Genomic DNA, 14,382 nt, shown 5'->3' with positions numbered 1-14,382 from the left:
GCCCCTCTTCCCCTCATCACACAAGTTGTAGTTTTCTCTTTACTCGAACAATCTCTTTCTTTCCTATATTTCTATCTGGATAATCACTCCGGTAATGCCCGCCAATACTTTCTTCTCTTTGCAAGGCTGACACAACTATAAGCTCACAAACCGTTAACATATTAATAAGCGTTATCTCTTCATTCGTAAGAACATCATGTTGTAATATCATATTTCGAACACCATACTTACTAAACCATCTCTTCGCATAAGATAAACTTTGCTCTGTTCGCACAATCCCAACATATTTCATCATGCATTTTTGTATTTCTTCTTTCGTCGGTAAATGATTCAGAACGATAAACTTTTCTTCCTTTTCAGCTAGCATGTTCACCTTTTCTTTTGTCTCTCTAGATAAAATGTGTCGTCCGATTCTTTTTCCAAACACAAGACCTTCTAATAATGAATTACTCGCTAATCTATTTGCACCATGAACTCCGTTACAAGCTACTTCACCGACTGCGTATAAGTTCGGAATAGACGTCTCTCCATCACAGTTCGTTTTCACGCCGCCCATGTGAAAATGAGTACCAGGCACGACTGGAATAAGTTTTTTATTTATATCGACTCCATTTGTTTTACATATCGATGACACGGTCGGAAAGCGTTGTTCAAAGTTTTGAATCATTTCGATGTTTAAGTACACTTTTTCACCCGCAAGTAGCTGTTCATGAATAGCCCGTGCGACTACATCACGAGGTGCTAGATCCTGTTCGGAATGTATATCCATCATAAAACGCTGCCCTTTTCCATTTATAAGGACAGCTCCTTCTCCGCGAACAGCTTCGGACACGAGGCCGGAACAACGCCCACCCGCGTATAACATCGTCGGATGAAATTGTATAAACTCTAAATCTACAAGCTCTCCGCCTGCACGGTACACCATTGCAAGTCCATCGCCTGTAATCGTCTCATCATTAGAAGTAAAGGCGTATAAACCGCCAATACCCCCTGAAGCTAACACCGTACAATCTGCATTGTAACGTTTCAATTCTCCTTTATTGTTGCGAGTTAAAGCCCCCACACATTTATCTTTTTCTATAATAAAATCGAGCACCATTTCCTGTTCCACTACCGTAACGTATGGAGCTACTTCTTGAATAAGATGCTCTAATAAATTCTTTCCTGTTGCATCGCCACCTGCATGTAAAATACGACGTTTTCGATGCGCTCCTTCTTTTCCAAGATGAGGACCTGTTTCATCTCCATCAAATTTCATTCCTCTTTCAATAAGGTTATTAATTTCTTTCGGTCCCTCCTCGACTAAATAACGGACCACTTCTTCATTGTTATAATGACACCCTGCTACTAATGTATCTTCAAAATGATCATTAGGATTGTCATATGTAGCTACCGCTGCGGCAATTCCACCTTGAGCTAAATGTGTATTATTATTACGTTTCGTCTCCTTTGTGATAATAATCACATTCTTTTCGTGACAAATCTCTTTTGCAACACGAAGTGCCGCAACACCACTTCCAATAATTAAGACATCTGCACTTGGCATAATTGTTGCCTCCTACTTTACACTTTTCAACTGTCTTGACACCTATATTTACATAGTTTTAAAATAATGACAAGAGTTTTTTTATAATTCTTATTTTCACTACCATTTAAAAAGTAAAAGAACTGTAACTCTTACTAGAGAGAGGAACTTACATGATGATATATCTTGACTATGCAGCTACTACACCTATGAGCGAGGAAGCGTTACAAACATATATGAAAGCAGCGTCGCAATACTTCGGAAATGAACAAAGTTTACATGATATTGGAGGAACAGCTGCTTCTTTATTACAAGTTTGCCGAAAAACATTTGCGGAAATGATTGGAGGAAAAGAACAAGGAGTATTTTTCACAAGTGGCGGATCGGAATCAAACTATCTTGCGATTCAATCACTTCTAAATGCCCGAACTAAGAAGCATATTATTACGACACCTATGGAACATGCATCCATTCGAAGTTATTTTCAATCTCTAAAATCAAAAGGCTATACGATCACTGAAATTCCTGTTGATAAAAGCGGACTCCTTTGTTTAGTAGATTTAGAGGCAGCTATTACAGAAGATACTGTGCTAGCAAGTATACAGCATGGAAACTCTGAAATCGGAACCGTTCAAAACATTACAGAAATCGGGGCACTTTTAAAAAAATATAATGTTTTATTTCATACAGATTGTGTGCAAACGTTTGGTAAACTGCCTATCCATGTTTTTGAGATGGGCATTGATAGTCTTTCTGTTTCAGCACATAAAATATACGGACCAAAAGGTGTCGGCGCTTGCTACATAAATCCGCAATCTCGCTGGGAGCAAGTATTTCCGGGAACTTCTCACGAAAAAGGATTTCGCCCAGGTACAGTGAACGTTCCCGGCATCGCATCTTTTTTAACAGCTGCTGAAAATATATTAAAAACTCAATGGGAAGAAAGTTTACGTTTTAAAGAGTTACGCTCCTACTTTTTAGGGCAAATACAAACACTTCCGCTAGAAATTGAAGTAGAAGGTCATTCTACTTCTTGTTTACCACATATTGTTGGGGTTACAATAAAAGGAATAGAAGGTCAATATACTATGCTAGAATGTAATCGCCATGGTATCGCTATTTCCACCGGAAGTGCTTGCCAAGTCGGTAAACAAGAACCTTCGAAAACTATGCTTGCAATTGGAAAAACGTATGAAGAGGCCAAACAATATGTCCGCTTCTCTTTCGGACAACAAACAACGAAAGATCAAATTGATACTACTATTCATGCACTACACACAATTGGAAATCAATTTTATAGAGGTGTTAAATCATAATGAAACAAAATGACCAAAAAAAGATTTTAGGCGAAGAAAGACGACAGCTTATCCTTCAGTGGCTTCTCGCTGCAAATGAGCCGTTATCTGGGAATGAACTATCGAAGAAGACAAACGTAAGTAGACAAGTTATCGTGCAAGATATTTCCTTGCTTAAAGCACGAAACGAACCAATTATTGCGACTGCCCAAGGCTATTTATATTTAAAACCACAAGAGAAACAACAAGCTTTTGAACGCGTAATCGTATGCCAGCACAAACCAGCAGAAGTACGTCAAGAACTTACAATGCTTGTTGACCATGGCGTTACGATTAAAGATGTAAAAGTTGAGCATCCTGTATACGGTGACTTAACAGCATCCATCATGGTAAGCAATCGCTTTGATGTAGAGCAATATTTACAAAAAATCGAAAACACAAATGCTTCCTATCTTTCACAACTAACAGATGGTATTCACTTACATACAATTGAGGCAGATTCTAAAGAAAAGTTAGATGCTGCTTGTGAGGCGTTAGATAAAGCAGGATTTCTCGTTTATTAATGTAAGGCACAGAGTTTTTATCATTCTCTGTGCTTTTTTAATGCTATAATATTGTAATCAATCGTAAAGGAGATCAAATATGGGAATTGAACTCGTTCACTTTAGCATTGGCAAACCGAAACAAATGAAATATGGCGAAGATAAAGAAATGATAACAGGTATATGTAAAGACCCTACAGAAGAGGCCTTTCTCTCAAAAGACGGATTTCGTGGTGATGACGTAGCGGATTTAAAACATCACGGCGGTCCTGATCGTGCTGTTTGTGTGTACCCACACGAGCATTACGCACTATGGGAAGAGGAATTTCAAACTACGCTTCCAGCTTCCACATTTGGCGAAAACATTACCGTAACAAATATGTTAGAGCGTGATGTTTGCATCGGAGATACATATCAACTAGGTGAAACAATCATTCAAGTGACACAAGCAAGAGTACCTTGTAGCACAATTTCAAAACGTCTTGGCATCCCTGGCATACTGCCACGCATTGTAGCAACTGGATTTACAGGCTACCTATGCCGCGTTCTTCAAGAAGGTACTGTACGTAAAGATTCTAAAATTACATTACTAGAACGTCAACCGAGCAATGTTTCTGTCTTGTTCTCTAACGAAATTTATTTTCATAATAGAAAAGATAAAGATGGTATTGAAAAAATTCTTGCCGTTCCAGAACTAGCTGATATTTGGCGTGGTCAGTTAGAAGATCGTCTTGCGAAGTTAAAATAAAGAATCACACCAGGTAAAACAGTATTGAGTCCATCATACCAGATGGACTCTTTTTATTTTCTCTTCCTTCACGTCCAAACATATAAAAATATATTTCATATTATATATGGACAACCTTTAATTCTTATATGTGAAGGGAGTGATTAATTATAGCGGATTACTTCTTAAAAAATGGAAAAAAATATTATAAGAAAAATGATCGTCCATGTAATTCTTCAAATTCAGATTCAAATAACTGTTTTATACAGAACTATACTATTTTCGGTACGGGAAATACCCCTCAAGATCTTGATATAACAACTGGAATTCCTCGAACTGTATTTGAAAACTTCACTAAAAATCATAATAAGACACTTATTAAATTTAGTTTCAGTCCTGCATTTGCAACAACGATTAGATTAACAATCGCAAGATTAAACCATCGCTCTCCACTTACATTTACCTTAACACCAGGAGATATTAAAACATTTTTAGTAGAAGATGTTGAGAGTATTACTTTCTCAGATACTGTAGCTCCATCTACACTCAATCTATTAATACAACAAACGAATTGTATTTGCTGCAGTAATTCGAACAATGATGAATCCTATTATTATAATAGTTGTAATGATGCGTACTAAAAACCCGACAAAAGAGTTATCTATTCCTAACAGAAGCCGTCCTAAATATCTTTTAGGACGGCTTCTTTATTTTGCTAGCTTAATTAATCACTTACTTCAATAGAATCGATAGCTTACTCTACCTCAAACCGAGAAACAGCTTTTCATTTCAAACAACTTTAACAACAGCTCCCCTCTACAACCAATAAGAAGAATAACTCCCCAGCACAGTAACAGAAAAACCGAGTGCTTCAAGTTCCATCGTTACGCCTGGCAATAATACGTCATCGTATGCTTTATCAACATCGATTAAGAAAAAGTAATTTCCAAGACCTGTTTTCATCGGACGCGATTCGATTTTTGATAAGTTTAATTTTCTCCATGCGAAAGCTGATAACACTTGATATAGGGCACCTGCATAATCTGCAGGTAACGTTATCATAAGCGTCGTTTTCTCTCCGCGATTCTCTCCGTTATTCGGGAGTACTGCTTTCTTTTTCTTATGGAGTACCAAGAAACGTGTGTGATTATTTTTATGCGTATGAATACTACGTCTCACAATTGTTAATCCGTATTTTTCTGCAGCCGCTTCATTTGCAATAGCGGCAATTTTCTCTTCAGGATGTTCTTTCACATATTGCGCAGCAGCACTTGTAGATGTCATATCTCGAACAGTTACTCCTTTTAATTCTTCATTTAAAAATTTATGGCACTGTGCAATGGCATGCGGATGAGAATGCACTGCATATACTTCATCCCACACTTCTGCATACTCCGGATGTACAAGTAAATGCTGCTGAATTGGTACTGTAATTTCTCCTACAATGGAAAGCGGCTGCTCATGTACAAGGTAATCAACCGTTATATTCACTGAACCTTCTATTGCATTTTCTAACGGTACAACTGCGAAGTCTACATTTTCATTTGCAGCTGCATCTATACAATCTGGAATCGTTCGATACGGTACATGCTCTGCTTCCGGAAAAAAACGACTCACCGCCATATTTGTAAATGTTGCTTCTGGTCCTAAATATCCTACTCGAATCATCGTCTTTTCCCCTCTTTTTCATTTTCTTACTGTTATACCATACTTTTTTATATTCTTCTATGTAAATTTCGAATATTTAAAAAAGACTAGCATTCGCTAGTCTAAATGTTTCTTATATTCTCTTTGAGCGAAGAAGAAATAAATGATACATGCTGCGATATAAAACAGAATGAACAAACCTACTTTTCTTAATGATCCATCCATAAAAAGCGTATTATGAAACGTATATAACGCAACTGCACTATGCATACTCCCTACTATAATTGGCGCAAAAAATAGCATACATAATTGCCAACGAGAAATTTTCCATACTTCTTCCTTCGTCATTCCAAGTTTAGAGAGTGCACCATACTGCTTTCGGTCCGATGCAATATTATGGAACCATTTAAAATACACGATACTACATGAAGTAAGAAAGAATAATATACTAATAAATGAGCCTACAAATAGAGTAATATCACCGCCTTCTTTCATATTTACATACAACTCCATATTGCTTCGAAATGCATTATTATTATCTTGTTTCATATGTTTCCGTAAATCTTCATTTAATTTCTTCGTCTTTTCGATATTTGGTAATGTGTAGCCTCTATATATCATTGTTTCAGAATCAGGAACCTGATTTGCTATACTATCAAAATCTTCATCATTCATAACAAAGAACAGACCATTAATGTACGAAGGGTGATGGTTAAATTGAACCCCTTCTTTCTGACCGTTAAATACGAATTGATATGGTTGATTCATTACTTGCAATTGAATCTCTTTTTGATTATATACATTCGAATTATTGTATTTATTATAATAAACGAGTGTCACTGTACCTTTTTTAGGACGATACGTTTTCTGTTTTTGTTTCCTTGCTTCTTGGTTATATTCACTTTCTTTTATAAGCGGTACTATTGTTGTTTCTCCTTTACTAGACTGAAAGGATGCATACACTCCAACAAAACTCATATATTGAAAATCGTCATACCCATATTGATGCAGTAATTTTTCAACCACACCTTCCTCAAAGACTTCATGAGTAGAAATACCTTTTTCTATGTACGAAAACGAGTGTCCCCCTCCAGTTCGCCACATATCTTGCATGCTAGAAAAATATAAGAACACCGTACCTGTTGCTGTAACTACAAACGTCGTTGCCATAGACATCAGAAAGAAAAAGCGACCATTTTCCTTCATTCGATGTGACAATTGATTCACTATAAATAAATACGGATATGTATACATAATCTTTTTATTTCGCTTTATTATTTCTAACATTTGGGTAGCTCCATGTGTAAAAGAAAAGTACGTTCCAAAAAAGACAAGTATAGACACAGGGAAAAAGTATATCGCTATCGTAGCCATCGTCACTTGTAGCGCCAATGCATACCCGCCCACTAAACAAGCAAAACCGAATAAACAGAGCCACTTTGATGTTTTCTTCTCTTTTTTATCTGTTCGAAATTCTTTCAATAACCGAATGATTTTTATATTCCATATACGTAAAGCACTTATAAAAGATAACAAAATAAAAACGACCATATATGTAATAAATGTTACACCAATCGCCCTTACGTCAAATATGACAGGGAGTTCTTTCGGAAGCCCCAGTAACATACTAAATACCATAAAAAAGAGTTTTAAAAATATCATACCAAGCCCAATACCGAAAATATTCGCGAAGACCCCGATTAAAATTTGCTCGGTCATAATCACTCCTATTACGTTAGACTTCGTTGCTCCCATTAACATATATAACCCTAATTCTTTCTTACGTGCTTCTATGAAAATAGAAGTAGAGTACAAAATAAATATGACGAAAAAAGAAATGATTATAACATTACATATAATAAGTCCCCAGCGTACGTTTTGATACCACATCGTCTCTTGCATATATGGATGCACAATGACAGACATATATGCGTAAGAAGCAAATATTGCAAAACAACTACTTAAGAAAAACACTTTATAATTACGCCAATTTCCTTTTATATTTTGCAGCGCTAGTTGCCGAATGTTCATCTATCGTCCTCCTGTAACTTACTACATAGGCAAAAAGCTAGAGGTTCCCCTAGCTTTTTACGTGTTTTAAATATCCTCTTTGCGCGATCATAAAGTAAATGGCAGAAGCTAAAATGTATGCTCCAATTACAAGCGCACCTGATTTCCACAAATTAATATAAAGCATTTTTCCTAACGTATGAAGAGCAAATCCACTATGAATGGAACCGATTAAAATTGGGATAAAGAAGATAACTCCCATTTGTCGAATCGCAATTTTGCGAATTTCTTTATCTGTCATACCAATTCTCTTTAACGATTTAAATTGAATACGATCTTGTTCTTTATCGTTAAACCATTTAAAGTATGTCATACTACAAGCGAAGAAGAAGAACAGTACCGCTACGAAGAAACCGATGAACATTGTAATTGCTCCACCTTCTCTTATATCCTTATACGCAAACACTGAATTTCTCAATTCCCCTTGCTTTTCTGGTACAATTTCATTTTTCAAATCTAATACAAGGTTTTCTGTACTTTTCCAATCCTCAATATAATAACCGTAATATTTTGTCTTTTCTTCATCTGGTACGAGTGTTGCATATTTCTCAAAATCTTGATCATTTACAATGAGATATTCACTATCATTAAAAACAGAATACTGCGTTGGATTATTTAATTGAACAGACTGCTTTTGTCCATTAATTGTAAATTCATACGGTTTCGTACGATCTATCTTCATCAGTTCATTTGACATATCAACCATAACCATCGTTGCACTACCTGGTGCATTATGAACTTCTGTAGGTTGCTCTCTCTTTTGTTTGCGCACTTCTGCATTATATTCTTTTTCTGAAATAATCGTCATCGGTACTTCATGTTCACTATTAAACAACGTTATTTTCTGTGTTGCTGGTAGTTTAACGTATGTTACTTTTCGCGCATCTTCAAACCCGTGTCTCTTCACAAGCTCCTGTACCTTTTCTTCATTAATAAGGTTATGCGTATTTAACCCCTTTTCCTCATATGAAATAGCATGTGGTGTAAGTTCTACCGTTTTCGCACTCATATTTTCAAAATATACGTACAGTGTACCCACCGCTGAAGATACTACCGCCGTAATGATAGAAATTACAAATAGAAAACGAGCATTATCTTTCATTTTATAAATAAGGTTGCTAAGGACGAACATATTTGGGTACGTATAAAAAGATTGCTTTCTTTTTTGTAATGCTTTTAATACAACTGTACTACCTTGTGTAAATAGTAAATATGTTCCGCCAATTGTCAGTCCTACCACCGGTAAAAAGAGGAGGAGGAAATTCAGAAACGTTACTTGGAAGCTAAGTACATATGCAACAATAATACATCCTATACCAACTACACATAACCATGTAAATGCAAACGGCTCTACTTTTTGCTTTCTTGCCTCTCTTAATAAATCAATAATTTGCAAGCGTCCTACTGTCCAAACACTAAACAATGATAGGATTAAAAATAGAATAAAGTATACACCAGCTGTAATAAGAACTGCTTTACTATTCCAAACAAGTGGAAGCGTCTTATCTATTTTTAATAATACGCTTAACGCTTGAAAAAATAATTTTGAACAAAGCATTCCAACCCCAATGCCAACTACAATTGCAATACTACCTAACATCAGTTGCTCTAATATAATCATTCGGCCGAGCTGCGATTTCGTTCCGCCTATTAATGTTAGTAGACCAAACTCTTTTTTTCTTGCTCGTAAAAACGTTGAATTTGCATATAAAATAAAGAGTGCCGAGAAGATGACCACAATATAATTCATCGATTCTAATCCTTTTGTGATCATCTTTCTCATACTAATATTACCGCTTACGACATCTGGATGATAAATAAAAGAAGCATACATGAAAAATACGACAATCGATAAACAACTACTTATAAGAAACGCTTTATAGTTACGCCAATTTCCTTTTACGTTATTAAGCGCGAGCTGGCGAAAGTTCATGATATTCTCCTCCTAGCATCGCAAGTACGTCCAGAATTTCTTGGAAAAAGGCTTGTTTCGTTCTTCCTTTATGTATTTCCGAGAAAATTTCTCCATCGCGTATGAAAAGGATACGTTCACAATAACTAGCCGCTACTGGATCGTGCGTAACCATTGCAATCGTTACTTTCTTTTGCTCGTGTAAATCTTGCAGAGCGCCCATTAGCGATTTCGCTGACTTTGAGTCTAAGTTTCCAGTTGGTTCATCTGCTAAAATTAACGTCGGTTCATGAATGATTGCTCTCGCTGCTGCTGCACGTTGTTGTTGTCCCCCAGATACTTCGTATACTTTTTTATTTAAAATTTCTTCGATGTTTAAAAACTTCGCAATTTCCAGTACTTTCGCATCAATTTCATTTACAGATTTCTTCGCCATTACAAGTGGTAAAATAATGTTTTCTTTAATGGATAACGTATCAAGTAAATTAAAATCTTGGAAGATGAAACCTAAATGTGTACGGCGAAACTCCGCTAATTTTGCAGCACGCATTTGATTAATTTCTTCACCATTTACAAGCACATGACCTGAAGTTTGCTTATCAATTGTTGCTAATAAATTTAAAAGCGTCGTTTTCCCACTTCCTGAAGGACCCATAATCCCTACAAATTCGCCTTCTTCTATTTTAAAATTTATATCGTTTAAAGCAGTCGTCGCTACTGAACCTTTTGATTGGTACACCTTCGTTAATCCTTTTACTTCAAGAACACTCATTTCTAATCCCCCTACGTGTTTTCTTCTTACATTTACTATAAGAAAAATAAGAAAAAGAAACGAGTGATTTCCCTTACAAAACGTTTTGTTATCTTACAGTTTTGTCATTTTTCTCATCAATGTATGATATTCTTCATCTTTTGCAAATTGGAACGTGAATGTTGTCCCTTCTCCTTCAGCCGATTGGACATACATTCCATGATGTAAATTATCGCAAATTTCCTTCGTAATATATAAGCCCATCCCAGTCGCTTCTCTCGTTTTACGTCCATTTATTCCCGTAAAAAATGGATCAAATATGCGCTTTACGTCTTGCTCTGGAATACCAATTCCATTGTCCTTAATATGTAATAACACCTTTTGATTTTTCTCTTCAATTTGAAATTGAATTTCTTTTTTCTCTGCCGCTGAAATTTTTGTATACTTGATTGCGTTTACAACAATTTGACCTATAGCAATACTCAGCCATTTTCTATCAGATGCAACCATACAAGTATCTTCTTCAAACATCACTTTCGGAAATACAGACGATTGAATAAAGGATTTCCGATTTTCATTAATAATCCCTCGCACGACATCTATAACATTTACTACTTCTACCTTATAATCTTTCGCAAACTGCTCTAGTCTTGCCATATGTAACGCTAAATCTAAACCATTTAGTATACGGTTATTTTCTTCACGAATACTTTCAACTGTTGCCCTTGCCTCACGATGCTCTTTGCCAAACTTTTGCAGCAATAATTCAATAACAGATACTGGTGTTTTCATTTGGTGAATCCATTGGTTCATAAATATCATTTGCTGTTGCTCTTTCGCATGCTGTTTATGAACTTCATTCATATATTGCTGTCTTAATAACGTAAAAGATTCAACGACCATTTCTTGCTCTGATGTATAAGATTCATCAATAAGTAAAGAGTCATGTAATGTATTTCCACCAGTAACATACTTTTCGATCCTCTTTAAAAACACACTCCGTTTTCGGTAATCGTAAATGAGGTATACAGTAAACACAACTGTTCCTAATAAAAGTCCATATAACCACGTACTCCAATCAATGGATTTCTTTTCTAAAAGACTTTGCAGCTGTAAAACGAGCCCAAATAAACAAAGGCTAACAATATAAGAAAGAATTAAAGAAAAGCGGTCCATAAGGTAATTTTTAACCTTCATGCCCTTCGCCCCACTCCGTAAAAAGCGCATAACCATATCCACGTTTCGTTACAATTGCATTTTTAATGCCTAACTCCTCTAGTTTCTTCCTTACACGCTTTACATTTACGGTTAATGTATTATCATCCACAAATGCTACTTCATCCCATAGAGCTTCTAACAGTTCTTCGCGCGTTACATATTGATTCACCTGTTTCATTAAACACTCTAATAAGTAAAACTCATTTTTTGTCAGTTCAGTTTGTTGTCCTTGCCACTCAACAATATGCTGAGACGGGAATAACAACAGTCCATTTACACCTAAACAATCACTCTCAGCGGCAGAAGCATACTCTCCGTAACCACGGCGAAGTGCACTCTTCACCTTTGCCATTACGATATCTAAATGGAATGGCTTCGTAATATAATCATCGCCGCCATTTTCAATCGCCATTACTTGATCCATTTCTCCTGTTCTTGCAGAAACAAAAATAATTGGTGCATTCGATACAGTACGAATTTGACGACACCAATAAAAACCGTCAAAGTACGGTAAATTAATATCAAGTAACACGAGATGAGGATTCACTTTTACAAACTCATCTTTTATTTGACGTAAATCACTTGCTCTAAATGATTGATAGCCATATCTTTCTAAATGCTCTTCTAATATTCCCGCGATTTTCTCATCATCTTCTACAATTAATATTTTATACATGTTCATTTTCTCCCCATAAAAAAATTCTTCTAAAACCACTCCCCTTTTTATTATAAATTGAAAATTTAATTAGTGGGGATTTTTTCCTATATAAATCCGATTTTTACGATATAAAAAAAGACTGCCGTATTTCGGCAGTCTTAATCGATAAATTCAAATTCATATTCAAGAATTTTTACAATATCTCCGTCTTTCGCACCACGTGCACGAAGCGCTTCATCAATACCCATTCCGCGCATTTGACGAGCGAAACGACGTATAGATTCATCACGTGAGAAGTCTGTCATTTTGAATGTCTTCTCAATATCGTAACCAGAGATAACAAACGTGCCATCACTTTCACGTGTAATTTCAAATTTAACACCTTCAGTATCAAATTTGTACATTACACTTGTATCAGACTCATCCGCAACTTCATGTATTGGGAATTCTGGTGTTGTTTCTATTAAGTTCGCTACTTCAAACAGTAAGTCACGAACACCTTGTCTTGTTACAGCTGAGATTGGGAAGATTTTTACTTCGTCTCCCACTTTCTCTTTAAATGCTTGTAAGTTTTCTTCTGCATCTGGCATATCCATTTTGTTTGCAACAACAACTTGTGGACGCTCAGTTAAGCGAAGATTGTATTCTTTTAATTCATTATTAATCGTTACGTAATCTTCATATGGATCACGGCCTTCTAAACCAGACATATCAATAACATGCACGATTACACGTGTACGCTCAATATGACGTAAGAATTGGTGTCCAAGTCCGACGCCAGCATGTGCGCCTTCAATTAGTCCTGGAAGGTCAGCCATAACGAAGCTGCGGTTATCACCCGTTTCAACAACACCAAGATTTGGAACGATTGTTGTGAAATGATACTCTGCAATTTTCGGACGCGCTGATGATACAACAGATAATAATGTAGATTTACCTACACTTGGGAATCCAACAAGTCCAACGTCTGCTAGTACTTTAAGTTCTAGAATAACATCACGCTCTTGACCTGGTTCCCCGTTCTCAGCGATTTCTGGCGCTGGGTTCGTAGCTGTTGCAAAACGTGAGTTACCACGGCCACCGCGGCCACCTTTTGCAATTACAGCAGTTTGCCCATGCGTTACTAAATCGGCAAGAATTTGACCAGTTTTTTCATCTTTTACTACTGTTCCTGGCGGAACCTTTACAAGTAAATCTTCAGACTTACGTCCGTGCTGACCTTTACTCATTCCGTGCTGACCGCGATCAGCTTTGAAATGACGTTGGTAGCGGAAGTCCATTAATGTACGTAAGCCTTCCTCAACTACGAAAACAACATCTGCACCTTTACCACCGTCGCCACCTGCTGGGCCACCTTTTGGTACATACTTCTCACGACGATACGCAACCATACCATTACCACCGTCGCCGCCTTTTACATATATCTTGACCTGATCTACAAACATTATTTCACCACACTTTTTTCAATTGGTTGTAATATAACTGAGACTTCTTCGTCTCGCACTGTATAAGAAATGGAATACCATTTATTGTTTTGGATCGCAAGCCAATTCTGTAGTTCTTCTACACTCGTTAGCTTACCACGAAAATCAAAAAAGAAACGAGCATTATCCGCGTCACATTCAATTGTGATACAAACATAATTTTCAACATATACGTCTAAACTATGCTGAAGCATCGAGAAAAATTGATTCGTCCATGTACATACAGTCTCATCTAAGTGAGATAAGTTATGTAATTTCCCTAATACTTCGTACTCCAATAAGCACGGCTGCTGTTTCCAATTATATGTTAAAATCCACTCTGAAAATAAAGGCATTGATAGCCCCATCAGATTGGATTCTTGTCTCGCTTCTTGGACAAAACGATCGATGAGACTATGAATTTCTTCCACTTTTCCAAGGGAAAGGTTTCCTTTCACCATCTGCATACGATTGAGCCAATCATGTCTTGAATGGCGCAATGCATCTATAATTGTCCATTTTTCATTCATTTAGATACCCCTTAATATAGAAAAACTCTAACCTGCACTCAGGT

The 14,382-nt window shown here is 36.5% G+C and carries 13 protein-coding genes; 4 read left to right on the top strand and 9 right to left on the bottom strand.

The genetic code is table 11. The features are described from left to right. Window positions 1-16 precede the first annotated feature (16 nt). Window positions 17-1,546 (bottom strand): L-aspartate oxidase, encoded by a 1,530-nt coding sequence (gene nadB, locus AU379_RS02245; RefSeq protein WP_001138536.1) that lies wholly within the window; start codon window positions 1,544-1,546, stop codon window positions 17-19. A gap of 152 nt (window positions 1,547-1,698) precedes the next feature. Between nadB and AU379_RS02240 the strand changes: the two genes are divergently transcribed. The 4 genes from AU379_RS02240 to AU379_RS30840 all read left to right on the top strand — a co-directional run bounded on the left by AU379_RS02240 (window position 1,699) and on the right by AU379_RS30840 (window position 4,730). Further along, the gene (locus AU379_RS02240; protein ID WP_000973759.1) at window positions 1,699-2,841 is read left to right on the top strand and encodes an IscS subfamily cysteine desulfurase; all 1,143 of its coding nucleotides are present in this window, start codon (window positions 1,699-1,701) and stop codon (window positions 2,839-2,841) included. Further along, window positions 2,841-3,383 (top strand): transcription repressor NadR, encoded by a 543-nt coding sequence (locus AU379_RS02235; RefSeq protein ID WP_000812240.1) that lies wholly within the window; start codon window positions 2,841-2,843, stop codon window positions 3,381-3,383. Before AU379_RS02240 ends, AU379_RS02235 begins: the two co-directional genes overlap by 1 nt. 79 nt (window positions 3,384-3,462) lie before the next feature. Then, window positions 3,463-4,110 carry an MOSC domain-containing protein gene (locus AU379_RS02230; RefSeq protein ID WP_000510668.1) on the top strand — a complete coding sequence of 216 codons (648 nt, stop codon included), beginning with the start codon at window positions 3,463-3,465 and terminating at the stop codon, window positions 4,108-4,110. A gap of 149 nt (window positions 4,111-4,259) precedes the next feature. Next, window positions 4,260-4,730, top strand: a complete 471-nt coding sequence (locus AU379_RS30840; protein ID WP_000796370.1) for a hypothetical protein — start codon at window positions 4,260-4,262, stop codon at window positions 4,728-4,730. A 175-nt stretch (window positions 4,731-4,905) separates the two neighbouring features. On the opposite strand, the gene pheA is transcribed toward AU379_RS30840, so the two are convergent. The 8 genes from pheA to AU379_RS02185 form a co-directional block, all read right to left on the bottom strand. Next, window positions 4,906-5,757 (bottom strand): prephenate dehydratase, encoded by an 852-nt coding sequence (pheA, locus tag AU379_RS02220; RefSeq protein WP_000621698.1) that lies wholly within the window; start codon window positions 5,755-5,757, stop codon window positions 4,906-4,908. A 96-nt stretch (window positions 5,758-5,853) separates the two neighbouring features. Further along, window positions 5,854-7,767 carry an ABC transporter permease gene (locus AU379_RS02215; RefSeq protein WP_061138934.1) on the bottom strand — a complete coding sequence of 638 codons (1,914 nt, stop codon included), beginning with the start codon at window positions 7,765-7,767 and terminating at the stop codon, window positions 5,854-5,856. Window positions 7,768-7,816: 49 nt separating this feature from the next. Beyond that, a complete protein-coding gene (locus AU379_RS02210; protein WP_030028252.1) occupies window positions 7,817-9,739 on the bottom strand; it encodes an ABC transporter permease in 1,923 nt (640 codons plus the stop codon). Beyond that, a complete protein-coding gene (locus AU379_RS02205) occupies window positions 9,714-10,490 on the bottom strand; it encodes an ABC transporter ATP-binding protein (protein ID WP_000114529.1) in 777 nt (258 codons plus the stop codon). The genes AU379_RS02210 and AU379_RS02205 overlap by 26 nt, the downstream gene beginning before the upstream one ends. Window positions 10,491-10,583: 93 nt before the next feature. Further along, on the bottom strand, window positions 10,584-11,666 hold the full coding sequence (locus AU379_RS02200) for a HAMP domain-containing histidine kinase (RefSeq protein WP_000865401.1): 1,083 nt from the start codon (window positions 11,664-11,666) through the stop codon (window positions 10,584-10,586). Further along, the gene (locus AU379_RS02195; RefSeq protein WP_001986640.1) at window positions 11,656-12,363 is read right to left on the bottom strand and encodes a response regulator transcription factor; all 708 of its coding nucleotides are present in this window, start codon (window positions 12,361-12,363) and stop codon (window positions 11,656-11,658) included. The genes AU379_RS02200 and AU379_RS02195 overlap by 11 nt, the downstream gene beginning before the upstream one ends. Before the next feature lie 140 nt (window positions 12,364-12,503). Continuing rightward, complete coding sequence (gene obgE, locus AU379_RS02190) at window positions 12,504-13,790, bottom strand: GTPase ObgE (RefSeq protein ID WP_000497127.1); 1,287 nt, start codon at window positions 13,788-13,790, stop codon at window positions 12,504-12,506. Next, entirely contained in the window at window positions 13,790-14,338 is a 549-nt protein-coding gene (locus AU379_RS02185) for a sporulation initiation phosphotransferase B (protein ID WP_001003583.1), read from the bottom strand. Before AU379_RS02185 ends, obgE begins: the two co-directional genes overlap by 1 nt. Window positions 14,339-14,382 lie beyond the last annotated feature (44 nt).

Origin of the sequence: Bacillus sp. JH7, from assembly GCF_001563515.1 — a bacterium.
GTDB classification, from domain to species: Bacteria; Bacillota; Bacilli; order Bacillales; family Bacillaceae_G; genus Bacillus_A; species Bacillus_A cereus.
Note: the sequence above shows the minus strand (reverse complement) of the source record. Positions and strands in the feature narration are given on the sequence as shown.